This is a genomic window from Bradyrhizobium rifense (genome assembly GCF_008123425.1).
Lineage (GTDB): Bacteria > Pseudomonadota > Alphaproteobacteria > Rhizobiales > Xanthobacteraceae > Bradyrhizobium > Bradyrhizobium rifense.
In genome coordinates this window covers 214,531-238,211 of the sequence record NZ_VSSS01000026.1, presented here as the reverse complement: position 1 = coordinate 238,211, position 23,681 = coordinate 214,531, and the positions used below count along the sequence as shown (strand labels likewise).

The following is a 23,681-nucleotide window of genomic DNA, read 5'->3' as shown; positions in this document are numbered from 1 at the left end:
CCGGCCCGATTTCATGGGACATTTTGCGTTGACGGCAAGCGTTTGCCGTTATGCCTCCTGCACCAGATGCAGTGCTTGAAACGAGGTCTCGGGTCTTGAGCAATATCGAACTGAGCGACATCGGCCGCACAACAATTGGCGCGGACGAGGAACCGTCGTCGCAGAACGGCGACAACGCACGCGCTCTCGCCTCGACCAAAATCAGGCTTGGCAGCCGCGGCCTTCTGCTCCTGTCATGGCTTGCACCCGTGGCGCTGGTTATCGTCTGGGAATGGCTGGCGCAGGCCGGTTGGCTCTCGCCCCAGGTGCTTCCCGCGCCTAGCAAGGTGATCCGAACCGCGTTCAAGCTCGCGACCACTGGGACGCTGTTGAACGATCTTGGCGTCAGCCTGCTGCGTGCAGCGGCGGGATTCGCGATCGGATCGGTCGTCGGTGCCGTACTTGGTACCCTTGTCGGCTTCTCGCGGATCGCGGAGGCTGCGATCGACCGCAGCGTGCAGATGATCCGCGCCGTGCCGTTTCTGGCAGTCCTGCCGCTCGTCATCGTCTGGCTCGGCGTCGGCGAGACGCAGAAGATCTTCCTGGTGGCGCTCGGCGTCACCTTACCGATCTACATCAACACCGTACTGGGTATTCGCCAGGTCGATCCCAAACTCCTCGAGCTCGGCCGCGTGCAGGGCCTGAGCTCGATCGAGCTGATCCGACGGATCATCCTTCCCGGCGCGTTACCGTCGATCCTGACCGGGGTCCGCTATGCGCTGGCGACGGCGTGGCTCGCACTGGTCGTGGCCGAAACCATCGGAGCCCAATCGGGCATCGGCTTTCTTGCCATGGACGCGCGGGAATTCCTGCGCACCGACGTGATCGTGCTGACGATCGTGATCTATGCGCTGATCGGCGTCGCGGCCGACAGCATTGCCCGCTTCCTCGAACGGCGCCTGCTCGCGTGGCATCCGAACTACGGAGCGGCACGATGAATATTCATGTCGCTCCGCGATCGCGCACCTCGTTCGAATCCGGCCCGGCGGTCGTCGTCAACAACCTCGTGCGCAGCTACGGCAGCCGCGCGGTCATCGACAGACTGAACCTGAGGATCGAGCGCGGCGAGTTCGTCGCCCTGCTCGGTGAGAGCGGCTGCGGCAAGACCACGTTGCTGCGGGCGCTCGCCGGTCTCGATTCCATTCAGGGCGGGCGCATCGTGGCACCGCGCCGACCGGCCGTGGTGTTCCAGGAGCATCGGCTGCTGCCGTGGGACAGCCTCTGGCGGAATGTCTCGCTTGGCCTGCAGGTACCGGATGCGCGCGAACGCGCCGCCGAAGCGCTGACCGAGGTCGGCCTCGGCGACCGGCTCGATGACTGGCCGCGCAACCTCTCCGGCGGACAGGCCCAGCGTGTCGCCCTCGCCCGCGCGCTGGTCCAGCAGCCCGAGCTCCTGCTGCTCGACGAGCCCTTTGCTGCCCTGGACGCGCTCACCCGCATCCGCATGCATGAGCTCGTCCGCGAGCTCGTCGCCAACCATCAGCCGGGCGTCCTGCTGGTCACCCACGACGTCGATGAGGCGATCGCGCTGGCCGACCGCATCCTGGTGATGCGGAACGGTGCCATTGCGTTCGAGCACCGCGCCGTTCGCGACGGCTCGACGCCCATCTCGCGCGCGGAGCTCCTCGGCGAGCTCGGCGTGAATTCTCATTCCCCCAACTAGGCAAGGCCCTATGTCTCGCTCCCCGATCGCCAAACCGTCCCGGCGCAGCTTCCTTGGCACGGCAGCCTTCGGCGTCGGCGCGCTTGCCGGCATGAACATCGGCGATTTCGCCGAGGCTGCGACTGGTCGTACCACCGACACGGTACGCATCACCTGGGGTCTCGGTGGCCTCAACGTGATCGCCAAGGAGCGCGGCGAGTTCGAGAAGGTGCTGGCCAAGGATGGCATCAAGGTCGAGTGGCTCGGCCCGTTCCCGAACCATGCGCCGACCTTGCAGGCCGTCACGGGCGGCAGCGCCGACTTCAGTTTTGGCGGCAGCACCACGCCGGCGCTGGCCGCGATCATCGCCGGCTCCCCGCTGATGTTCACGCAGTTCGTCGTCTACGAGCCTCGCACCACGGCGATCATCGCCAAGGACGGCTCCGGCATCGACAAGATCGAGGATCTCGTCGGCAAGTCGGTCGCGGTCAACCGCTCCGGCCTCGGCGAGTTTCTGCTGGTCGCCGCGCTTGAGAAGCACAAGGTCGACCGCTCCGCGGTGAAGTTCGTCTATCTCAATCCGCCGGATGCGGCGCCCGCACTTGCTTCCGGCAAGGTGGACGCCTGGTCGATGTGGAGCCCCGGCGTCGACATCGCCCGGCTTGAATACAAGGCGCACGACCTTTTCCTGGAAGGACGCGATCTCGATTTCCAGATCGACTACACGTCCTATCTCACCACCCGCAAATTCGCGACCGACAATCCCGCGCTGGTGCGCGCCGTCAACGACGCGTTTCGCACCGAAGGCAAATGGATCTCCGAGAATGCCAGGGAGGCGGAGTACATCGCGCAGAAGATCGGCAAGTACAGCGACGCCGTCCGCGACCAGTTCATCGCGCTGAAGCGCCAGTACCGCTACTTCGCCGCCAATGATGAGCAATTCGTCGGCGAGCTGCAAAAAGCCGCCGACTGGCTCGTCGCCCGCAAGGTTCTGCCCGAGCCGGTCAAGGTGACCGATCACCTCGCGCAGCTCTAGGAACGTGACCAACAGGCCAATCATGAACAAAATTGTCTCCGCACCCTCCCTGACCACATCCGAGCCGCTCAAGATCGGCTCACCGGAACTGGAGACGCTACTCAACCAGATCGCCGAAGGTGCGAGCGCACGCGAACGCGAACGCGTGCTGCCCTTCGAGGTCATCGATCTCATCCGCCGCGCCCGTCTCGGCGCGCTGCGGCTCCCCGTCAGCGCCGGGGGCGCCGGCAGCACGATCCGCGATCTGTTCGCCTTCGTTATCCGTCTCGGCGAGGCCGACGCCAATGTCGCACATATCCTGCGCAATCATTTCAGCGTGGTCGAGCGGCTGGTGCGCACACCCAAGGACGAGCAGAGCCGCGACTGGCAGAAGGCCGTCGCCGGAGGCGCGATCATCGGACTCGCCACGACCGAGCTCGAAAGCCCCCGCGTCGGCAATGTCACGCCGGGCACGACCTTTACACCCGATGGCAACGGCGACTATTTGCTGAACGGCACCAAATATTACAGCACCGGCACGCTGTACTCGGACTACGTCCTTGTCCGCGCCGCCGATCCGTCCGGGGCGACCGGTGCCACGATCATTCCGATCAAGCGCGAGGGCATCGAGCTGGTCGACGATTGGGACGGCCTCGGGCAGCGGCTCACCGCGACCGGCACGACCCATTTCCACGATGTGAGAGTGAAGCGACAGGAGGTGGTCTTCGATGAGCCCGACTCCGGCTATGGCGTGCCGTACTCCAACACGTTCGCCCAGCTGTTCCTGACCGCGGTCGTTGCCGGCATCGCGCGCGCGACCCTGCGCGACGCCACCGCACTGATCCACTCGCGCAAGCGCACCTTCTACTACGCGCCGACCGAGATCCCGACCGACGATCCCCTGCTTCAGCAGACCGTCGGCCAGATCGCCAGTGGCGCCTTCGCGGCCGAAGCCGTGGTGCTGGCGGCCGCCGAAGCACTCGACGTCGCGACCGACGCGTTCGACGCCGGTGCCGCCAATGCGGCGGATGCGGCGCACACCGCCGCCCTGCTCTCGGCCAAGGCCAAGATCATCGCGGACGATTTCGCCATCCGCGGCGGCAGCCTGCTGTTCGACGTCGGCGGCGCGTCGGCCACCAAGAAGGTCACCAATTTCGACCGTCATTGGCGCAACGCCCGAACCCTGTCCTCGCACAATCCAACCACCTACAAGGCGCGCTCGATCGGCCAATACGAGATCAGCGGCACACCGCTGCCGGCGAAGGGCTTCTTCTAGGCAGGAAGACACCCTCGCGTCCGACACAAGGAGGTCAGGACATGGGAAGATCGGACATCCATCTCGTCACTGACAGCAACGAGATCGAACATCAGTTCCGCGCCGTGATGCGCCGCCTCGCCGGCTGCGTCAGCGTCATCACGGCCGGTCGCGACGACGATATCACGGGGATGACCGTGACGTCCCTGACGTCACTGAGTGCAAGCCCGCCGCGCGTGCTGGTCAGCGTCAACCGGCAGGCGTCGTCCTTTGCGCTGATCGAGCGCTTCGGTACGTTCGGCGTCAACATTCTCGGCTCCGACCAGCAGGAGCTGGCGGACCGCTTCAGCGACGGCCGCCTCAAGGGGCCCCAGCGCTTCGAGGGCATCCCCTGGTCGGCCGGCACCTCGGGCGTGCCGCTGCTCGGAAACGCGCTCGCGACCGTCGAATGCCAGGTCGAGGAGATCATCGAGCGCTACTCCCACGGAATCATCGTCGGCAGCCTCGTGAGCTTCGACCTCTCGCGCGAGCTGTCGGGGCTGGTATACTGGAACGGCCAGTACATCGAGATCAAACACGATTTCGACCTCGATTTGCTCGCCGAGATCAGCATTCCGCTGGCACATGTCAGATGAGACCGCATGAAGCACGAACTCCCCCACGAACCGTCCGACGACAAGGGTCTCGATAAGCCGCCCCAGAAGCGCTGGCAGCTCGATCAGCTCGTCGCCGCACTCCGCGTCTCCCGCGAAGAGACCCACAGCATCCGCCGGGATGGCGAGGCTCGACGCGCGCCGTCGCGCGAGGCGCTTCAGGCGATCCTGGATAGCCTGACCGAGGCGCTGTTTCCACGCCATTACGGCCAGTTCGATCTCGACGGGGAGAATATCGACTATTTTGTCGGCAACCGTCTCAGCACCGCGCTCGATAGCCTGTGCGACCAGGTTCACCGCGCCGCGCTCTTCATCGGCGACGAGCTCACGGCCGGCTTCCGGCGCGACGATGCGATCGAGCTGACGCGCAAATTCGCCTCGGAGCTTGCGGACGTGCGCGGCTTGATCATCAGCGATCTCCGCGCTGCCTTCGTCGGCGACCCCGCCGCCCGGAACTTCCCGGAGATCTTGATCGGCTATCCCGGCATGACCGCGATCATCCATCACCGGCTCGCGCACATCCTCCACCAGCTCGGCGCACGGCTGATTGCGCGGCTGGTGGCCGAGATCGCCCACACCCGAACAGGCATCGACATTCATCCGGGGGCGCGCATCGGCTCGGGCTTCTTCATCGATCACGGCACCGGCGTGGTGATCGGCGAGACCGCGATCATCGGAGACAACGTCCGCATCTACCAGGCCGTGACGCTCGGCGCCCGTCATTTCCCGACCGACGACGACGGCAATCTGATCAAGGGCGACGCCCGGCATCCGATCGTGGATGACGACGTCGTGATCTATGCCGGCGCCACCATTCTCGGGCGGATCACGATCGGCCGGGGCTCGACCATCGGCGGCAACGTCTGGGTGACCCAGGACGTGCCGCCGAACAGCATCGTGACGCAGGCCACCGCCCGCAACAAGCCTGGTTAGACAGCCGGCGCCTTCCAGCGCGTCAGGCGTCGCTCCAGCGCCTCGAGGATGGCGTTGAAGGCGAGGCCGATCACGGTGATGCCGAGGATGCCGAAATACATCTGCGGGATCAGGAAGCTGTACTGGCTGTTGATGATGAGATAGCCGAGCCCGGACTTCGCGCCGACCATCTCGGAGGCCACCAGCACCAGCATTGCGGAGGCGCTCGCCAGGCGTATGCCAACGAAGATCGTCGGCAGCGACGCCGGCAGGATCACCTTGCGGAACAGCTGACTCGGCGTCGCGCCCATCGTCCGCGCCGACTTGATCAGGAGCGGATCGACCTGGCGGACGGCCGCGATCGTATTGAGCAGCAACGGCCAGGCGCAGCTGTAGACCACCATGGTGACCTTCGAGAGCTCGCCAATCCCGAGCAGCAGGATGAAGACCGGCAAGAGCGCCAGCGGCGCCGTATTGCGTGCGATCTCGATGGTCTGGTTCAGGAGGTTGCCAAGCCGGGCGTACCATCCCGTCAGCACACCCAACGGCACGAACAGGACAATGGCGATCAGGAAGCCGCTCAGGGCTCGAAGCAGGCTGGCACCGACGTCGTCGTAGAGTTCGCCGCTCTGCGCGAGCTGCCAGCCCGCGGCGATCACCTCGGAGAACGGCGGCAGGAACGTCACGTCGATCATCCCGAGGCGCGGCGCCGTCTCCCAGACGGCCAGGAACACCAGCAGCAGCAGGGATCGTTGCCCGATGATGCCGAACCATCGCACGATGCCGCCTGTCGCCGCGGTGATCGCACCGCCGCGCAGCGCGGCCCGGTCTTTTGGGCTCCCCTCGGCGAGTTCGAGCAGCGTCAGGATCTCCAGATTAGACATGGACCAATTCCTTCGCCTTTGCCACGCGCTCGCGTTCCGACGCGGGGACCTCTGCGCCTTGCGCCTTCAACACTTCGTCGCGCAGCAAGGACCACACCTCGTGCCTGGCATGCCCGAACTCCGGCAGCGAGCGCACGTCCTCAGTCTCGCTGTGCAGCTCGGCGGGAATATCGACGATCTGCTTGATCCGGCCTGGGCGCGAGGTCATCACCGCCACGCGCTGGCCGAGCACGACGGCCTCGTCGATGCCGTGGGTGATGAACAGGATGGTCTTCCCGGTGCTGCGCCAGATCCGCAACAGCTCGCCTTGCAGCGTCTCGCGAGTCTGTGCGTCGAGCGCGGCAAAGGGCTCGTCCATCAGCAGCACTTCCGGATCGTAGGCAAGGCTTCGCGCGATCGCGACGCGTTGCTTCATGCCGCCGGAGAGCTCGTGCGGATAGCGGTCGGCAAAGCCGGACAGTCCGACCAGGTCGAGATAGTGCAGCGCCCTCTCGCGCCGCTCCCTGGCCTTCAGGCCGGCAATATCGAGCCCGAACTCGATGTTCTGCGCGGCTGTGCGCCAGGGAAACAGCGCATATTGCTGGAACACGATGCCACGATCGCGCGCCGGCCCCTCGATGGCCTTGCCATCGAGCAGGATGCGCCCGCTGCTTGGCGTCGTCAGGCCGCCGAGCAGGTCCAATAAGGTCGACTTGCCGCAGCCGCTCGGGCCGACCAGCGCCAGGAATTCGCCGGCACGAACATCGAGCGTGATGTCGTCAAGCGCAGTGAAGCTCTGCGCCGGCCCGCCATCCTTGCCGCGGACCAGAAATTCCTTCCGCACATGCTCGAAGCGGATCTTGGCGATGCTCATTTGGCCTCCGCGGTCTTGCCGGGGCGGAAATAGTTGAACTCGTTGGTGTAGATGTCCGACGGCTTGAGCTGATCCGGCTTCAGCAGCCCGTCCTTCACCAGCCAGTCGATCCAGACCTGAAGCTCGCCGTCGCCGATCACGCCACCCTTGGTCGCGACACCCGTGCTCTTCCAGTACTTGATCGGCGTGGCGTCCTCGTTGCGCTTGCGCTCGGCGATGATGCGTTCGAAGCGCGCGCGGACCTCCTCCGGCGGCGTCGCCTGTGCCCATTCGATGGCATGGGACACCCCTTCGATCAGCTTGCGGGACGTGTTGGGATTGTCTTTGATGAACTTGTCCCGCAGCACATAGGACCCTCCGGTGAAGTTTCCGAAGATGTCAGAGTCCGCAAACAGCCTGCGGAGGCCGCCACGCTCGAGCGCCTTGTCGCGCAGCACGCCGTTGAGCGTGGTGACCTCGACCTGCCCCTGCCGCAAGGCCTGCTCACCGGTGACCGGCGGGATCGCGACCAACGTCACCTGCTTTGCTTCTGCCGGCGTCACGCCGTTGCGGGCCAGATACTCACGCAGCACGAATTCGAGATGCGCCCCCAGCGTGTTGACCGCGACCTTCTTGCCGATCAGGTCCCGTGCGGTCCTGATCGGACTGTCCTCCTTCACGTAATAGCCGTTGTAGGTATTGTCGTCCGAACCGTAATAGCCGACCACGGCCTTGATCGGTGCCTTGGCCGCGATGAGCTTGATGATCGCACCATAGAAGGCGCCACCGATGTCGATATCACCGGTGACGACGGTCTGGATGTCCTGCGGACCGCTGATGGTGTTGCCGATCCATTTGAGCTTCAGCGGAGCGAGATAGCCGAGATCGTCGGCCAGCTCGACGAACGTCACCTGGCCGGCCCAGCCCTGGTAACGGATCTCCGTCTTTTCGAGCTGCGGCTCGGCCGCGGCGCTGCCGACGAGAGCTGTCAGGCCGAGACTGGCCAAGCCGAGTTGCCTGCCTCTTGCCCGCAGGCCGGCAACCAGGCGACGCAACGCAGAGATCGCGATCTTCATTGTCTTCACTCCATTGCTCGCTTCAGGCGGCCTTCGCCTGAGGCTTCGCCGCCTTGACCCGGGTCACGCTGCTGCGGCCGTCGATGCTGACCGGCACCTCGCCGTCGATGGTGGCGCGCCGGACCACGCGGTGCTGGTCGCCGTAGTCGTTCACGGCGTAGTGCTGAGTGGCGCGGTTGTCCCAGATCACCACGTCGCCTTGCCGCCAGTTCCAGCGCACCGTGTTCTCCGGTGCCGTGATGTGCGACTGGAACAGGTCGAACAGTTTCTGGCTGTCGTATTTCGACAGACCGACGAAGCGCTGGACGAAATTGCCGAGCACCAGCGTCCGTTCGCCGGTTTCGGGATGGACGCGAACGACGGGATGCTCGGTCTCGTAGACCGTCGCGGTGAAGACCTCCTCGAATTGCTTCCGGTCGGCTTCGCTCGCGCGGGTCTTGACCGCATAGTCATAGGCATTGCTGTGAACCGCCCAGAGCTCGTCCGCGAGTTTGCGCAGCGGAGCCGGCAGATCAAGATAGGACGCGGCCGTGTTCGACCAGATCGTGTCGCCACCGAACTCGGGGATCACGACGCCGCGCAGAACCGAAATCTTTGGATAGGCGTCGACGAAGGTGACGTCGGTATGCCACTGATCGGCGCGGCCACCACCCCGTCCGGAATCAAGCTCCAGGATCGACGCCGTTCCCTTGGTCGCGCCAACCGTCGGATGCGGCACCAGCTTGCCAAGCCGGTGGGCAAAGCGCTCCTGCTCGGCGTCGTCCAGATGGTTCTGGTCGCGGAAGAAGATGACCTTGTGCTCGAGCAACACCCGATTGATCGCTGCGATCGTCTGCTCCGGCAGATCGCCCGACAGCTTGATATTCCTGATCTCTGCGCCGATCCGCGCCGACCGCTTGACGATATCCGCGCGCGGAATGACGTTGTCGATGGTGATTGCGTCAGTCATGTCATCTTCCCCGAGACCGCGATCCGATTTGAACAAGGCTCCGCCGTTCGCCGATCGCTGACGCGATGGCGGAGTGGAAACAGGTGACGATGAAGATCGATCCTCTTGCGCGCTCGCCGTCTGCTCTGGCGGCGATCGCGTCTGGCGGGATCTTTCCGTGGCGGCTGCATCAATGCAGCCTCGCATTCAGTCTGAGGATGCTAGCTCAAGGCTTTCGGAAATGGCTTCCAAAGTTTGAACGGTGCGGGGAATAGTTGCATTCGCGAAATCGGCAACAGCGAAACGCGGAACCGCACTCGCTGGAAGGCACAGCATTGTCGCCACCCGCGGCGTTCGCCTGGACATGCATATCTCGAACACACCAACGGGCGCACGGCGCGCGATCTACGTTTGCAGGTTTTATCGCAAGTTCCTGCTCGCACCGCACTCAACAACGCAAATCCATTCCATCGACAACGATGTGAGCGCCGACATAGATTTTGCGCAGGCCGACCCAGGAACATTTTGACATGAGCAACCAACGGCAGCTTGTTCTCAATCTCTTCATCTATCCCGGTGGCCACCACGAGGCCGCGTGGCGTTACAAGGGATCCGAACCAGACCGCATTCTCGACATCACGCATTATCAGGAGCTGGCGCAGCGCGCCGAGGCCAGCAAGTTCGACGCCATCTTCTTTGCCGATGGCCCCGCGCTGGCCGACAACGTCCGCTACGCCCAGCGCTTTCGCTTCGAGCCGATTACCTGGCTTGCCGCGATCGCGGCGGTGACCAAGCGCATCGGGCTGATCGCAACGGCGTCTACGACCTATACCGAGCCGTATAATCTGGCGCGCCTGTTTGCCTCGCTCGATCATCTCAGCCGAGGCCGTGCCGGCTGGAACATCGTCACCACCAGCGCGCCCCAGGCCGCTCAGAACTTTGGGCTGCCCGAGCATCCGCCTCACCACGAGCGCTACGAGCGCGCCCGCGAATACCTCGATGTGATCTCGCGTCTCTGGGACAGCTGGGAGGACGACGCACTCGTCAACGATCCCGCGTCGGGCATCTTCGCCGATACCAGCAAGATCCATGCGCTCGACCATGTCGGCAAGCACTTTCGCGTGCGCGGCCCGCTGAACATCTCGCGCGTGCCGCAGGGCCGGCCGGTCTATGTGCAGGCCGGCGCCTCCGACGACGGCCGCGCCTTCGCCGCCCGATATGCCGAGGCGATCTTCACGGCGCATCAAACCCTGGACTCGGCGAAGGCGTTCTACGCCGACATCAAGCGCCAGGCCCGAACCTTCGACCGCGGTCCGGATGAAATCAAGATCCTGCCCGGGATCAGCCCGTTCATTGGCAGCACGCAGGCCGAGGCGGACCGCCTCCAGGACGAATTCAACGAGTTGATCCAGCCCGAATATTCGCTGGCCCAGCTACGCCAGATGATCGGCGTCGATCTCACCGGTTACGATCTCGACGGGCCGGTTCCACGCCACCTCATCGACACCGCAAGCGTGCGCGGCGTCGCCAGCCGCTTCAAGCTCGTGGTCGACATCGTCGATCGCGAGAAGCCGACCATTCGCCAGCTGGTACAGCGCCTTGCCGGCGCGCGTGGCCACTGGGTCATTGCCGGCACGCCGGAGAAGATCGCCGACAATATCCAGACCTGGTTCGAGAGCGGCGCGGCGGATGGCTTCAACGTGATGCCGCCCTGGCTGCCCGGCGGCTTCGATGTCTTTGCCGAGCAGGTTGTCCCGATCCTTCGCAAGCGCGGCCTGTTCCGCGAGGACTACACCGGCACGACGCTGCGCGAGCATTACGGCCTCGCGCGTCCCGCCAGCATCTACTCCAACGCGGTCAAGGCGATCGCCTGACACCGCTTCCGCACTCACATCCCAACTCGAGACCAGTAAGAAGACATGAAGACAGCGTTGTTTCTCCTCTCCGGCCTTTTGGCTCTTACCCCCTTCGCTGCCGGAGACGCCTTGGCACAGCAACCCGCGAAGCCTGAGCTGCGGGTCGGCTTCGTGCCGGGGCCGTATATCGACGAGTTCAAGATTGGCGTCGAGCCAGAGTTGAAGAAGAAAGGTTACAAGATCCGCTACGTCGAATTCTCGACCGGCCTCGAAGCCAACAACGCGGTGTTCAAGTCCGAGATTGACGCCAATGTGATGCAGCACACGATCTTTCTCGATTCCTACAACGAACGGCAGAAGACCGATCTCGTCGGTATCGTCCACGTCCCCACCCCGCCGATGGGCCTCTATTCGAAGAAGCATCCGCTGGGCACGCCGATCAATCCGGGTTCGAGCGTCGCGGTACCGAACGATCCGGTCAATCTGCAGCGCGCGCTGTGGGTGCTGCGCGACCTCGGCCTGATCGAGATCCGCGACAGCAAGCCGGTGGACGTCAGCGAGCTCGACGTCATCAAGAATCCCGGCGGCATCAAGATCGTGCCGCTCGAAGCCGCGCAGGCGCCGCGCGCGCTCGACGACGTTGATTTCGCCGCTGTCCAGGGCAATTTCGCGATCTTCAGCGGGCTGAAGCTGACCAATGCTTTCGCGCTGGAGAAGATGACGACGCCCTACATCAACGTTCTCGCCGTGAAGAAGGCCAACGCGAACGCCGATTGGGCGCAGGACATCGTCGCCGGCTACAAATCGCCGACCTTCAAGACGGCGATCCTGGCCGACCGTTTCTATGACGGCTTCACCTTGCCCGACTACATGAAGTGAAGGGACATGCGGAGCAACCGCAGGAAACGGCGCCGGCATGTTCGAATTCACCCTGGAATGGACCGGTTTTCGTTCTCCCGCCGAGCGGGCGATCGAGGCGAGAGCGGTGACGGATCGCATCGGCAGGCATGAGGCCTTGATCCTGCCGCTGGTCCTGACGATCGCGTTCCTGTTCGTGCTCGGTCTCATGACGAGAGCACATCTGCATGCGCGCTCCGACCGGGGCCTGCTCTACGCATCGTTCGGCAGCATGGGCATGCCCATGATTGTCACGTCACCGGACTCGTGTCGCCGACCGTTGAACGCCGGTTCCACACAACGCCTGCGGCACACCGACGTCCTGGCACTGCTCGCGAACGACTAATCCAACGCCTTTGCGCCCGTTGAATCCCATGAAAATCGTCCCCGGCGAAACGTCGCCATGGAATTTTCTGCTCGGACACATGACAGCTTCAGTGCGATCCAACCAAACTGATCGTTGCCAACGGCCGGCGATGTTCAATGTCTCGTCACCCGTGATAGCGTTGCGGGGTTCTCGCCCTACAATGTCGTCCGGAGTGAACATGAGCTACATCGTCTCGCTGCATCTCGGCTTCGCCAACTGGCTCGAACAAGCACGTGGATGGTTTCGGCCCTCGCTGCGGCCGCAGACAGGCGGTGAGAGCGGCGATCAGGACGACCTATACGAGATCTTCCTGTTCGGGCCTCACGGCTGACAATTCTGCTGAAGTGCCGGCCCCGCGCTTCCCCTGACATAAAGGTAACAAGACATGACCGACGCTGCTTTGCAGCTCGCCGAGGCTGGCCGCCGCCTCGATGCGATCGACCGCAAGATCCTGACGGTGCTTCAGGAGGACGCCTCGCTTTCGGTGGCCGAGATCGGTGACCGGGTCGGCCTGTCGTCCACGCCATGCTGGAAGCGCATTCAACGGCTCGAGGGCGATGGTGTCATCCAGAAGCGCGTTGCGCTGGTCGACCAGAACAAGATCGGCCTCGGCCTGTCGGTGTTCGTCTCCGTGGAGAGCTCCGATCACTCCGATGCCTGGCTGAAGCGCTTCGCGGCCGCTGTCAGCGCCATGCCCGAGGTGATGGAATTCTACCGAATGGCCGGCGATGTCGACTACATGCTGCGCGTGGTCATTCCCGACATGCAGAGCTACGACGTGTTCTACAAGAAGCTGATCCACGCCGTGCCGCTCAAGAACGTCACCTCGCGCTTCGCGATGGAGAAGATCAAGTCGATTACCGCGCTTCCGATTCCGCTCGTGGCGGCGGAATAATTGCTCACAGACACCGTGTGGACGCCGCGTCGGCGCCGGAAGCCCCGATCCCGACGTCATAGCCGCCGAACCCGTTTGCGGAGCCGGTCGTGCCATGATGCCATCATGCACCTGTTTTGCCCGACGGGTCAACCAAATTTCGTAAAATCCGTATCCGCGACTTGACCGTCTTGAATTGCAGCCACTTGGCTACTGTGCATGGGGTTGTTTTCGACTTTTGGAACTTGCCTAACGAGCGACCTCAGCCACGCGCTCCAGCTTCTGCAGGCAACGCGAGGTGCGGACCACGGCCGGCATGTCCTCGTCCGGAAAGTTCGTCTTCCAATCGGTGACGCCGACCTCGCCAACATACATGTCGCCTCTGGAGTCCAGCGCGATCCCATGCGGCGCGAGGAACTTGCCGCTGGCAAGACCGGGGCCATCCTCGCCGCCGAGCCGCGCGATGCGCTTGCCCTTGGCGTCAACGATCGACAGCCGCGGGCCGAGATTGGGCACCTTGCGGTTGACCGGCATGGCGGGGCCGAGCTCGCCAATGACGAAGGTGGGGTTCCTCCCGCCGCCACAACAGCACAATGCGCACGGCCGGTGCAGATTGTTCCACTGCGTCTCGTATTTTCCATTGCCGTCGAACACCTGCACGCGATGGTTCTCGCGATCGGCGACATAGACCCAGCCGTCGGCATCAGCGACGATATTGTGCACGATGTTGAACTGGCCAGGATCGGTGCCAGGCGCGCCCCAGCTCCTGATCAGCTTGCCGTCCGGCGTGAATTTGTGGATGCGGGCGTTGCCATAGCCGTCGGAGACGTAGATCTCGCCCTGCGGCGACAAGGCCGTGTGGGTGCAGCGATGGAAGGGATCGCCGCTCATGAACGGCGCGGGCTTTTCGGGGACGCCGATCGTCAGCAGCACCTTGCCGTCCGTCGTGCATTTTCGCACGGTGTGGTCGCCGTCGTCGGTACAGTAGAGATTGTCGTCGGCATCGATGTGCAGGCCGTGGGCGCGCGAAAAAAGCCCCTCGCCCCAGCTGCGCAGGAAATTGCCGTCGCGGTCGAACACCACCATCGGATGGGCGCCGCGGTTGAAGACGTAGATGCGATCCTTGCTGTCGACGGCGACGGAGGCGACGTCGGTGAGCTGCCAGCCATCCGGCAGCTTCGCCCAATTGTCAACGACGCGGTAGCGGTGCTCACCCGAGCCGAGAATGGCTGCCACCTGATTCCCCTTCATTGCAAGCGACGCGGAACGGCCTAGCCGAACGTGCAGCCCTTGGCTTCCAGCACCTTGCCGATGCCGGAGAGTTCGAGGATGTCGCCGCCAGCCTTGAGCGCCTTCATCACGCCGGCTTCCTTGTCCTCGCGCGCCGCAGACTTGACGCAGACGTCGGCGATGTTCTCCTTCGGCACGATCACGACGCCGTCGTCATCGGCACTGACGATATCGCCGGGGCGGACGGCAATGCCGCCGATGACGATCGGCTGATTGATGGTGCCGAGCGTCTCCTTGACGGTGCCTTTCATGCAGAGGCCGTAGGAGAAGACGTTGAAGCCGGTGTCACGCACCGCAAGACCGTCGCGAACGCCGGCATCCGTGACCAGGCCGACGATGCCCTTGGCAACGCAGGCCGTCGCCAGCACCTCGCCGAAGCCACCCTGCTCGGGATGATCGCCCGCGCTCACCACGAGCACGTCGCCGGGCTTGGCCAGCGAAATCGCCGTGATCAGCATCATGTTGTCGGCCGGGTGGCAGCTCACCGTCAGCGCCGGTCCGCAGGCGCGCATCCCGGAATAGATCGGCTTGATGCGGGACGTCAGAGCGCCCAATCGCCCCTGCGCTTCGTGAAGGGTGGACGGAGGAAACTTCTTGATGCGCTCGACAAGCTCGGCGGCGGGCCGATCGAATGTCCTGATCACATGCACCATGATAACCTCCTTGCGGTCGCGACTTCTGTTACACCTCCATAACCAACCGCCTTGAGGCGGCAAATTCAGATTTTAGGATTGCCGCATCGTGTTTCGTTATGGCTCGTCCTTCGGTCCATCCAGAGGCGACGTTGGGCCGTCCGCGACGATGGCAGCCGAGCCGAGGTGGAGATCAAACGGCCCCCACGTCTTGACGATGATCTCGAGCAATATCTTGTAGACAGCGAATGCCGCATCGGACAACGCAGCGTTATCGGAAATGCATAGCGACATCTGCTGCGAGGCCGACGGCGCGTTGATCCGCCGAATGCAGAGCTCGTCGAGGTTCGGCAACTCCCTTGCGATCGACATGGGCAGCACTGCCGCCCCGACGCCGGCTGCAATTGCCGAAGAGAGGGTCGATTGGGAATGGATCTCGGCGACGATGCGCGGGCGAAGTCCCACCTCGGCGCAGACACGCTCGACCGTCTGTCGCAGGAAGGATTCCCGATACGGAAGAAGCAGGTCGAATTGCGCGACCTCCGACGCCGAAATTTCCTCCGGAGGCATCTGGTCCGGATACGCGCTGCGGGGCGCGACAAGATAAAAGTACTCGCGCATCAGCGGCTTGTAATCGAGACCGGTGACCGGGCGATCGCCGTAGAGGACGGCCATATCCATGCTCCCCTTCAGCATCATCTCGCTGAGCATGACCCCGGAGCTGTCGTAAATGTGCGGCACGATGCCGGGATAGCGTTCGCGCACCCGCATCAGCAGCGGGGTCGCCAGCAATGCCGCCGAGCTGAGCGGCGCCAGACCGATCGTGACGTTGCCGGTCAGCTCCGGCTTGTTGTCCAGGATGGTGCGCCTGGCCTCTTCGATCTGCCGCTGGATCGACTTGGCATAACGATAGAGGATTCGTCCGGCCTCGGTGGGCTTGACGCCGCGGGCGCTGCGGTCGAGCAGCTTGCACTTGAAGTCCGCCTCCAGGCTCGCAATGTGCTGGCTCAGGGCTGGCTGGGCGACATTCAGCACCTTCGCCGCGCTCGTCATGCTGCCGAGATCCACGACCTTGATGAAGGCCTCCAAACGTTTCGTATCCAATACGGCGTCTCCGGATATCCAGTCAGGGAGCAATGCAGCAATAGGCTGAAGCTATGGGATCAGAAGGAATTGTTCTTACCACCGGGAACCTGAGGGGCCTATAGCTGGTGCTGAACTCGTCCGCCGCTCGCGTTGCAGCCGACGCCACCAGCGGGTCGGACGGTAGCAGAGGAGCCCTCGCGGATGGGATTTTCGGACTATCGGACGGCCCTGGTGACGGGCGCATCCTCCGGAATAGGGGCAGCGACGGTTCGCCGCCTGCGTGCGGAAGGGCTCGAAGTCCACGCCGTGGCCCGCGACGCCACCCGCCTGAGCGCCCTGTCCGCGGAGACCGGATGCCGCCCCTGTGCCGTCGACATCAGCGACCTCGACGCGCTTGCGGCACTGGCGAAGTCGGCCGAGTTCGACGTCCTGGTCAACAACGCCGGCCAGTCCCGGCGCGGCAATATCCTGGACACGACACCTGAGGACGTGGACGCGCTCATCGACGTCAATCTGCGCGCGGTCCTGCATCTGACGCGACTGATCGTGCCGGGCATGGCGCACCGTGATCGAGGCCACGTCGTCAACATCTCCTCCATCGCCGGTCACTACGCGTTTGGCGGCGGAAATACCGTGTATCACGCCACCAAAGCGGGCATTCATTCGCTGTCGCAGCAGTTGCGTGTCGATCTCTACGGGACCAGGGTTCGCGTCACCGAGATATCGCCGGCCCGGGTCGAGACCGAGGTTTTCGGCCGGCTGCTCGGTGACCTGGCCGAAGCCAAGCGTCGCTTCTTCGACGATTATGATGCACTTCAGCCCGAGGACATCGCCAATTCGATCGCATTCGCGGTCGGATCGCCGGCGCGCATGAATGTCGCCTTCATGGAAGTGCTGCCGACCCAGCAGGTCGTCGGCGGCCTCAATTTTGCACAGAAGGGCCGGCCGCCGGCCGAGTGACACATGAACGCCCCGAACTCGACAGGCCGTCAACGCGGAGCGTGACTGTGGACCTCGCCAAAATCGAACAACTCGTCGATCTCGTTACGCGCTCCTCCATCGCGGAGCTGGACCTCACGCAGGACGGCACCCGCATTCGCATTCTCAAGCGCGCGTCTGCGGGAGCGCCTGCGGCCCCGGCACAGCCTGCAAACGGGGTCACGATCGAGGCCGCCGCTCTCGATCACCACGAAAGCCCAGCTCCCGAGGTGACTGCCGACATCGTCGTGCCAGCACCGATGCACGGCGTCTTCTACCGGGCTGCAGCGCCGGACGAGCCGCCGCTGGTCGAGGTCGGCGCGCGGATCGAGGCCGGGCAGAAGATCTGCATCATCGAAGCGATGAAGACCTTCATCGACATCGCCGCCGAGGCGCCCGGTGTCGTGCTCGCGATCCTCGCGGAGAACGGTGACGAGATCGAAGCGGGGCAAGCCTTGTTCCGGATCGGTCCTGCGGGTTCATCCTGATGTTCGACAAGGTCCTGATCGCCAATCGCGGCGAGATCGCGCTTCGCATCCAGCGCGCCTGTCGGGCGATGGGTCTCAAGACGGTCGTCGTTCACTCGGAGGCGGACCGCGACGCACGCTATGTCGCACTCGCCGATGAGGCACTTTGCATCGGGCCGGCACCGGCGAGCAGCACCTATCTCAACGTTGCGGCAATCCTGCTCGCAGCCGAAGTCAGCGGCGCCCGGGCGATCCACCCGGGTTACGGATTCCTCTCGGAGAGTGCGGAGTTCGCCGATCGGGTTGCGCGCGCCGGCCTCACTTTCATCGGCCCTCCGGCGGATTGTATCCGGACCATGGGCGACAAGGTCGCGGCCAAGCGCGCGATGCGACTGGCGGGCGTGCCTTGCGTGCCGGGGCCGGACAGCGCCCTGCCGGATGATCCGGCCGAAATTCGCGCGATCGCCCGGGACATCGGATATCCCGTCATCGTCAAGGCCGCCGGCGGCGGCGGCGGGCGCGGCATGCGGATCGTGCGCAGCGAAGGCGCGCTGGACGAGGCGCTGGCGCTGACCCGCGCGGAAGCCAGCAAGGCCTTCAGGAACGCTGCTGTCTACATCGAGAAATTCCTCGAAAAGCCCCGCCATATCGAGATCCAGGTGCTGTGCGACCAGCACGACAATCATCTCTGGCTCGGCGACCGCGACTGCTCGCTCCAGCGCAGGAACCAGAAGGTGGTCGAGGAAGCCCCCGCGCCCGGCATCGATCGCGCGCTGATCGAGCGGGTGGGCGCAAGCTGCGTCGAAGCCTGCCGGCGGATCGGCTATCGCGGTGCCGGCACCTTCGAGTTCCTCTACGAGGATGGGCAGTTCTTCTTCATCGAGATGAACACGCGCGTCCAGGTGGAGCATCCCGTGACCGAGATGACGACGGGGATCGACATCGTCAAGGCGCAGATCCGCATCGCGCAAGGCGAGTCGCTGGGGATTGCGCAGGGCGACATCACCCGTGTCGGTCATGCCGTCGAATTCCGCATCAATGCCGAAGACCCGGCCACCTTCGCGCCCTCGCCCGGCACGGTGACGCGCTGGGACGTGCCGGGCGGCATCGGCATCCGCGTCGATTCGCATATCACCGCCGGCGCCACCGTTCCCCGTCACTATGACTCGCTGATCGGCAAGCTCATCGCCCATGGCGGCACCCGTGAGGAAGCTCTGGCGCGTGCCCGGGTCGCCTTGTCCGAGCTGCGGGCCGAAGGCATCCGAACCAACGTGCCGTTGCACCAGGCGATCCTCGCCGATCCGGCGTTCTGCCGCGGCGGCTACGACATCCATCATCTCGAGCACTGGATGAATGCACGGGTGGCCGCGCCATGACGACGCTGGACCGGCCGCGGATCAGCCTGCTCGGGACATCAGCCCTGCTGTTCGAGGCGCCCGGCGCATTCGACCTGCCGCACCAGCGGCGCATCTGGGCGCTGGCTGCCACCGCATCGAAATGGCCAGGAATCCGCGAGGCCATTCCCGGCATCACCAACTTGATGCTGACCTTCGAGACCCCTCCGCGCGAACTGGACACCTTGTTCGCCGCCCTCAACGATGGCTGGGACGCGGCGGAAGGCCTCGCGATCGGCGGCCGCGAGATCAGGCTGCCTGTGACCTATGGCGGCGAGGTCGGATCGCAGCTTCAATCCGTCGCCGACCATTGCGGCCTGTCCGTCGACGACGTGGTCTCGATCCATGCCACGCCGCTCTACACGGTGTTCGCACTCGGCAGCCATCCCGGCTACTGCTATCTCGGCGGCATGGACCCGCGCATCACCATGCCGCGCCGGCAGACGCCGCTGCAGCGCTCCGCGGGCGGCTCGGTCTCCATTGGCGGATCGCAGACCGGTGTCTCCGCTTCGCCCGGCCCGAGCGGCTGGCACGCCATCGGGCATACGAGTTGGACCTTCTTCGATCCGTCCTGGCCGACGCCAGCCGCGCTCGCACCGGGCGATACGATCCGCTTTGAGATCGAACGGGTGATCCGGTGATCGAGATCCTGTCAGTCACAGGTCCCGCCAGTGTCCAGGATCTCGGCCGCTTCGACCAGTCTCGCTTCGGGGTCGGCACGTCGGGTGCGATGGACGATGTCGCCCTGCGCGCCGGAAACATCCTTCTCGGCAACGACGAGAACGCCGCCGGCATCGAAATCCCGATGCTGCCGTTCAAGCTTCGTTTCGACCGGAACATGGCCTTTGCGCTGACGGGGGCCGATGTCGAGGCCGAGATCGCAGGACGCGCGATCCCGCCATGGTGGCGGTCGCACGCCCGTGCCGGCGATATTCTGACCGTCAAGGCGATGCCCCGCGGCGCACGACTCTATCTGGCATTCGGCGGCGGCATCGACGTGCCCATGGTGCTGGGCTCGCGCAGCACGCAGTTTCGCGGCGAGTTCGGCGGGTGGCACGGACGGCCGCTCCAGCCCGGCGACATCCTGCCTTGTGCAGCGTCCACCACGACCATCGGCGAGCTCGGGGTCGAGCCGGCCGAGATCACGCTGGCGCGGCCGAACGCCGCCGCGGACGAGACCATCGTCAGGGTCGTGATCGCCGGCGAATATGACGGGTTCGACGCCGCCACGCAGGCGCTCTTCTGGTCCAGCAGCTGGAAGATCACGCCGCAGAGCAACCGTTACGGCTATCGCCTGCAAGGCCCCGCCGTGAAGCCGAAAGCGCCGATCGAGAAGCGCTCGCACGGCATCGTCCCCGGCGTGATCCAGATTCCGCCGAACGGACAGCCGATCATCCAGATGCGCGACGCCCAGACGTCCGGCGGCTATCCGAAGATCGCAACCGTGATCCGGGCTGACCTGTGGCGCGTCGGGCAGGCGCGGCTCGGAAGCAAGCTGCGGTTCGAGCAGACGGCTTATGGCGAAGCGCTGGCGGCCGAGGCCGAGATGTCAGCCTATCTCGAGCGGCTCAGGACCAATGTGCGCCTTATCGAGGAGATCAGAACATGCCGATAGAGCTGACCGACATCGCGCGTCTGGCGCACATCCTCGAAAGGTCCGGCGTCGACACGATCGAAATCGAGCAGCCCGGCCAGTCCCTGAAGCTCGTCGTCGACACGGGCCCGCGAATGGCGGCATCACCGACGCTTGCCGCCCCGGCTCCAGACCATTCCGTCATCGCCAAAGCCGACGTCGCAGGGCATTTCCTCGCGGCCCATCCCTGGCGGGACAAACCGTTCGTCGCACCGGGCCAGCGGATCGAGACCGGCGCGATCGTCGGCCTCGTCAAGATCGGCTTGCTATATGCGCCCATCGTGGCACCGGCCGCCGGCACCGTCGATGCCGTGATCGCGGAGCCTGGCGCAACGGTCGGCTATGGCACACCGATTATGCGCATCCGCCCGCTCTCCGAGGGCAGCCCGATCAATTGAGCAGGACAGTTGCGGGCGTGACTTCGCCGCCGCCCTGCTCGATCACACGACGCACCGTGCCGGCGAGGTTGACCGATCCGGGCGTGTCGCTGTGGATCAGGATCGAGCGCGCCTCGACCTTGATCGACTTGCCCTCGATCGTCTGCACGGTGCCGCTGTCGAGGAAGCGCTTGACCCGTTCGGCCACGGCTTCCACAGAGGTGATGACGGAGTTGGGAAGCTTGCGGGACACCAGATGACCGTTCTCGTCATAGGCGCGGTCAGCCAGGAACAGAGTGAGGATGCGCAAGCCCACCTTACGCGCGGCGTGCACGATCGCGGCGTCCGGCTGCGAGAACACGATGAAATCGCGATCGATTGTCGCAATCGCACGGGCAACCACATCGGCCATATCAGGATCGGCATTGACCATGTTGCCCATCGCGGCGTGGAAGCTGACATGGGTCACGCGGTGACCGGCATTGGCTGCGATCGCCTGCAATGCGCCGATCTGATAGACCATGTGCTTCTCGAGCTCGGCGGCATCCATCTGGATCACGCGGCGGCCGAACCCGAGCAGATCCGGCAGGCCCGGATGGGCGCCGACCTCGACCCCCTTCTGCTTCGCCAGGCGAACCATGCGATCCATGATGATGGGATCGCCGGCGTGGAAGCCGCACGCCACGTTGGCCGACGAGATGATGCTCATCAGCGCCTCGTCGTCGCAGATGCGATAATTGCCGAAGCCTTCGCCCATGTCTGAATTGATGCCGATTTTCATGTTCGCACCGTGCTCTTGTTGTTGTTGACGTCCACTTTTGTTTGAGCATGATCTTTTCGGAAAACCGCTTCACACTTTTCCGGATCATGCTCTAAAGCGCTCGATAGAGATCCGCGGTTGCTCGCAGCTTCGCGAGGTAGTCGTTGACGGGATCCATGGCCGCGACCGCGTCCTGGTAGCTCACCTCACTGAAGGCGATGAACGATCCGGGTGCCGCCTGGCCGAGGCGCCAGAGATCGGCCTCAATCACAGCCGCCATCTTCGGATAGCCACCGGCCGTATTGGCATCGCTCATCTGGATGATCGGCTCGCCGCCCGGTGGCACCTGCACGACGCCAGCCACCACGCCGTGCGAGCGCATCTCGACGGGTGCGTCCAATGTCAGCTTACCGCCGGTGAGACGGTAGCCGCCCCTGTCGCTCCGGGCGCTGATCTTCCATGTCGTGGACCAGAACGCCGCCTGCATCGCCTCCGAAAACAGGTCGTACTCGCCGGCCCGCATCACACGTATCCGCAGCACACGGTCATCCGCTGGAGCGGCGCCCGTGATCGCGACATCCGGCGGCGCGACGCCGAAGTCGAAGCGGCCGTCGCTCCTGAGCGGCGAACGCCCGATCGGCACGACGTCGCCGGCCTGCAAGGTACGGCCCTCGAGACCGCCGAAGCCGCCGCGCAGATGCGTGCTGCGCGAGCCCAGCACGCGCGGAACATCGATGCCACCGCCGAAAGTTGCGTAGACCCGCGCGCCGCGCCGCGGCGCGGTGACCGCAAGAACGTCGCCCGCCTTGGCCTGCATGCACCACCACGGCCGGACGGCTGATCCCGCCAGCGTCGCGTCGTGATCGGCGCCGGTGAGCGCAAACGCGACATCTGTCTGGAAGCGCAGGCGGAACGGGAAGGTCTGGATCTCGATGCCGGCCGCATTGTCGTCATTGCCGAGCAGCGCATTGCCGGCGGCGAGCGCAACGGGATCCATGGCGCCCGACGTGCTCACGCCGAAACGACGGGCGCCGCGGCGGCCGAGGTCCTGGATCGTATTGAAGGCGGGGCTGGTCAATATCTCGATCACAGCTCGATCCGATCGATCCTGAATCTGACGCGGTCTCCCGGAAGCATAAGGGACGGTTGCTCACGCTGCGGATCGAACATAGCGACCGACGCCCATCCGATCGCATTCCATCCGTTCGGGCTTGTCAGCACCGCCACGCCGGTCTGCATCCCGCCGATCGTCACCGAGCCTGCGCGCATGTTGAGCGACGGCACGGATTTGCGCGGCATATAGATGCGCGGATCGAGGCCGTGGAGGTAGCCGAACCCCGGCGAGCTCGCGACCGCGCAGACCGTGTATTCACCTTCGCTGTGAATCCTGATGACGGCACGCTCGGACAATCCGGCACGGCTCGCAACGGCCGGAAGGTCGAAGCCGAGCTCGCCGCCATAGACGACGGGAATCTCGATGAGCTTGCCGTCGGCCTTGCGGCTCGGCACGCGATGCCACAGTTCGACGATCGAAGCGCTGAGCATGCCGATATCCGCCGGCGGCTGCTCGAACACGAGCATCACATTGGTGACGCCAATGACGGCCTCCTGGACGTTGGGCCAACTGGAAACCGCATCCGCAAGCGCCCAGATGCGTCCTTGCTGCACCAGGTCGAAGTCACCCGGCGCCTCGACCAGCATCGCAAGCGTGCCGATCAGGCTGATCTTCGGGCTTTTCTCGATCGTGCCGACGAAGGGAGCGTTGGGCTGATTAATCGACAAGAGGGCCTCGCTGGTCGAACGCCCGTGGCGCTGCCACAATCAAATCTAGCCA

The 23,681-nt window shown here is 64.5% G+C and carries 27 protein-coding genes; 17 read left to right on the top strand and 10 right to left on the bottom strand.

The features are described 5' to 3' along the window. Positions 1 to 95 precede the first annotated feature (95 nt). The 6 genes from FXB40_RS17185 to epsC are packed head-to-tail and all read left to right on the top strand — an operon-like array spanning position 96 to position 5,537. Complete coding sequence (locus FXB40_RS17185; RefSeq protein WP_430647489.1) at positions 96 to 977, top strand: ABC transporter permease subunit; 882 nt, start codon at positions 96 to 98, stop codon at positions 975 to 977. Then, positions 974 to 1,702: an ABC transporter ATP-binding protein gene (locus tag FXB40_RS17180; protein ID WP_148773366.1), complete on the top strand. Its 729-nt coding sequence runs from the start codon at positions 974 to 976 to the stop codon at positions 1,700 to 1,702. Before FXB40_RS17185 ends, FXB40_RS17180 begins: the two co-directional genes overlap by 4 nt. Before the next feature lie 10 nt (positions 1,703 to 1,712). Then, positions 1,713 to 2,717 carry an NrtA/SsuA/CpmA family ABC transporter substrate-binding protein gene (locus tag FXB40_RS17175; protein WP_148773365.1) on the top strand — a complete coding sequence of 335 codons (1,005 nt, stop codon included), beginning with the start codon at positions 1,713 to 1,715 and terminating at the stop codon, positions 2,715 to 2,717. A 22-nt stretch (positions 2,718 to 2,739) separates the two neighbouring features. Further along, positions 2,740 to 3,972, top strand: a complete 1,233-nt coding sequence (locus tag FXB40_RS17170) for an acyl-CoA dehydrogenase family protein (RefSeq protein ID WP_148773364.1) — start codon at positions 2,740 to 2,742, stop codon at positions 3,970 to 3,972. 41 nt (positions 3,973 to 4,013) lie between these two features. Continuing rightward, on the top strand, positions 4,014 to 4,586 hold the full coding sequence (locus FXB40_RS17165; RefSeq protein WP_148773363.1) for a flavin reductase family protein: 573 nt from the start codon (positions 4,014 to 4,016) through the stop codon (positions 4,584 to 4,586). A 6-nt stretch (positions 4,587 to 4,592) separates the two neighbouring features. Continuing rightward, complete coding sequence (gene epsC, locus FXB40_RS17160; RefSeq protein ID WP_148773362.1) at positions 4,593 to 5,537, top strand: serine O-acetyltransferase EpsC; 945 nt, start codon at positions 4,593 to 4,595, stop codon at positions 5,535 to 5,537. Here the strand turns inward: epsC and FXB40_RS17155 are convergent. From FXB40_RS17155 to FXB40_RS17140, 4 genes are read right to left on the bottom strand one after another with little or no spacing between them, the layout of a single operon-like run. After that, positions 5,534 to 6,400, bottom strand: a complete 867-nt coding sequence (locus tag FXB40_RS17155) for an ABC transporter permease (protein WP_148773361.1) — start codon at positions 6,398 to 6,400, stop codon at positions 5,534 to 5,536. The genes epsC and FXB40_RS17155 overlap by 4 nt on opposite strands. Beyond that, entirely contained in the window at positions 6,393 to 7,253 is an 861-nt protein-coding gene (locus FXB40_RS17150; protein ID WP_148773360.1) for an ABC transporter ATP-binding protein, read from the bottom strand. Before FXB40_RS17150 ends, FXB40_RS17155 begins: the two co-directional genes overlap by 8 nt. Then, positions 7,250 to 8,308: an ABC transporter substrate-binding protein gene (locus FXB40_RS17145; RefSeq protein WP_187436938.1), complete on the bottom strand. Its 1,059-nt coding sequence runs from the start codon at positions 8,306 to 8,308 to the stop codon at positions 7,250 to 7,252. Before FXB40_RS17145 ends, FXB40_RS17150 begins: the two co-directional genes overlap by 4 nt. A 22-nt stretch (positions 8,309 to 8,330) precedes the next feature. Continuing rightward, entirely contained in the window at positions 8,331 to 9,257 is a 927-nt protein-coding gene (locus FXB40_RS17140; RefSeq protein WP_148773359.1) for a TauD/TfdA dioxygenase family protein, read from the bottom strand. 509 nt (positions 9,258 to 9,766) lie between these two features. On the opposite strand from FXB40_RS17140, the gene FXB40_RS17135 reads away from it, so the two are divergent. From FXB40_RS17135 to FXB40_RS17120, 5 genes are all read left to right on the top strand, one after another. Further along, on the top strand, positions 9,767 to 11,110 hold the full coding sequence (locus FXB40_RS17135) for an LLM class flavin-dependent oxidoreductase (protein ID WP_148773358.1): 1,344 nt from the start codon (positions 9,767 to 9,769) through the stop codon (positions 11,108 to 11,110). Positions 11,111 to 11,155: 45 nt separating this feature from the next. Further along, the gene (locus FXB40_RS17130; protein WP_148773357.1) at positions 11,156 to 11,971 is read left to right on the top strand and encodes a MetQ/NlpA family ABC transporter substrate-binding protein; all 816 of its coding nucleotides are present in this window, start codon (positions 11,156 to 11,158) and stop codon (positions 11,969 to 11,971) included. Between the two features lie 37 nt (positions 11,972 to 12,008). Continuing rightward, the gene (locus FXB40_RS17125) at positions 12,009 to 12,335 is read left to right on the top strand and encodes a hypothetical protein (RefSeq protein WP_148773356.1); all 327 of its coding nucleotides are present in this window, start codon (positions 12,009 to 12,011) and stop codon (positions 12,333 to 12,335) included. Positions 12,336 to 12,534: 199 nt separating this feature from the next. After that, positions 12,535 to 12,687: a hypothetical protein gene (locus tag FXB40_RS47940; RefSeq protein WP_187436937.1), complete on the top strand. Its 153-nt coding sequence runs from the start codon at positions 12,535 to 12,537 to the stop codon at positions 12,685 to 12,687. A gap of 54 nt (positions 12,688 to 12,741) precedes the next feature. Continuing rightward, entirely contained in the window at positions 12,742 to 13,251 is a 510-nt protein-coding gene (locus tag FXB40_RS17120) for an Lrp/AsnC family transcriptional regulator (protein ID WP_148773355.1), read from the top strand. A 228-nt stretch (positions 13,252 to 13,479) separates the two neighbouring features. Here the strand turns inward: FXB40_RS17120 and FXB40_RS17115 are convergent, their stop codons facing one another. The 3 genes from FXB40_RS17115 to FXB40_RS17105 form a co-directional block, all read right to left on the bottom strand. Next, entirely contained in the window at positions 13,480 to 14,466 is a 987-nt protein-coding gene (locus FXB40_RS17115) for a peptidyl-alpha-hydroxyglycine alpha-amidating lyase family protein (protein WP_187436936.1), read from the bottom strand. Positions 14,467 to 14,501: 35 nt separating this feature from the next. Continuing rightward, a complete protein-coding gene (locus FXB40_RS17110; RefSeq protein WP_148773353.1) occupies positions 14,502 to 15,173 on the bottom strand; it encodes a 4-carboxy-4-hydroxy-2-oxoadipate aldolase/oxaloacetate decarboxylase in 672 nt (223 codons plus the stop codon). 96 nt (positions 15,174 to 15,269) lie between these two features. Continuing rightward, the gene (locus tag FXB40_RS17105; protein ID WP_187436935.1) at positions 15,270 to 16,256 is read right to left on the bottom strand and encodes a LysR substrate-binding domain-containing protein; all 987 of its coding nucleotides are present in this window, start codon (positions 16,254 to 16,256) and stop codon (positions 15,270 to 15,272) included. Positions 16,257 to 16,439: 183 nt separating this feature from the next. Between FXB40_RS17105 and FXB40_RS17100 the strand changes: the two genes are divergently transcribed. The 6 genes from FXB40_RS17100 to FXB40_RS17075 are packed head-to-tail and all read left to right on the top strand — an operon-like array spanning position 16,440 to position 21,108. Next, positions 16,440 to 17,198: an SDR family oxidoreductase gene (locus FXB40_RS17100; protein ID WP_148773352.1), complete on the top strand. Its 759-nt coding sequence runs from the start codon at positions 16,440 to 16,442 to the stop codon at positions 17,196 to 17,198. 47 nt (positions 17,199 to 17,245) lie between these two features. Beyond that, a complete protein-coding gene (accB, locus tag FXB40_RS17095) occupies positions 17,246 to 17,704 on the top strand; it encodes an acetyl-CoA carboxylase biotin carboxyl carrier protein (protein ID WP_187436934.1) in 459 nt (152 codons plus the stop codon). Further along, positions 17,704 to 19,059 (top strand): acetyl-CoA carboxylase biotin carboxylase subunit, encoded by a 1,356-nt coding sequence (gene accC, locus FXB40_RS17090; protein WP_148773350.1) that lies wholly within the window; start codon positions 17,704 to 17,706, stop codon positions 19,057 to 19,059. The genes accB and accC overlap by 1 nt, the downstream gene beginning before the upstream one ends. Continuing rightward, positions 19,056 to 19,718, top strand: coding sequence for a 5-oxoprolinase subunit PxpB (pxpB, locus tag FXB40_RS17085; RefSeq protein WP_148773349.1), 663 nt, complete (start codon positions 19,056 to 19,058; stop codon positions 19,716 to 19,718). The genes accC and pxpB (FXB40_RS17085) overlap by 4 nt, the downstream gene beginning before the upstream one ends. After that, positions 19,715 to 20,692, top strand: coding sequence for a 5-oxoprolinase subunit C family protein (locus FXB40_RS17080; RefSeq protein WP_148773348.1), 978 nt, complete (start codon positions 19,715 to 19,717; stop codon positions 20,690 to 20,692). The genes pxpB (FXB40_RS17085) and FXB40_RS17080 overlap by 4 nt, the downstream gene beginning before the upstream one ends. Continuing rightward, a complete protein-coding gene (locus FXB40_RS17075) occupies positions 20,683 to 21,108 on the top strand; it encodes an acetyl-CoA carboxylase biotin carboxyl carrier protein (protein WP_148773347.1) in 426 nt (141 codons plus the stop codon). The genes FXB40_RS17080 and FXB40_RS17075 overlap by 10 nt, the downstream gene beginning before the upstream one ends. On the opposite strand, the gene FXB40_RS17070 is transcribed toward FXB40_RS17075, so the two are convergent. The 3 genes from FXB40_RS17070 to pxpB (FXB40_RS17060) all read right to left on the bottom strand — a co-directional run bounded on the left by FXB40_RS17070 (position 21,101) and on the right by pxpB (FXB40_RS17060) (position 23,629). Continuing rightward, positions 21,101 to 21,868, bottom strand: a complete 768-nt coding sequence (locus tag FXB40_RS17070) for a LamB/YcsF family protein (RefSeq protein ID WP_148773346.1) — start codon at positions 21,866 to 21,868, stop codon at positions 21,101 to 21,103. The genes FXB40_RS17075 and FXB40_RS17070 overlap by 8 nt on opposite strands. Before the next feature lie 91 nt (positions 21,869 to 21,959). Then, complete coding sequence (locus tag FXB40_RS17065) at positions 21,960 to 22,937, bottom strand: 5-oxoprolinase subunit C family protein (RefSeq protein ID WP_148773345.1); 978 nt, start codon at positions 22,935 to 22,937, stop codon at positions 21,960 to 21,962. Continuing rightward, positions 22,934 to 23,629, bottom strand: a complete 696-nt coding sequence (pxpB, locus tag FXB40_RS17060) for a 5-oxoprolinase subunit PxpB (protein ID WP_187436933.1) — start codon at positions 23,627 to 23,629, stop codon at positions 22,934 to 22,936. Before pxpB (FXB40_RS17060) ends, FXB40_RS17065 begins: the two co-directional genes overlap by 4 nt. Positions 23,630 to 23,681: the final 52 nt, after the last annotated feature.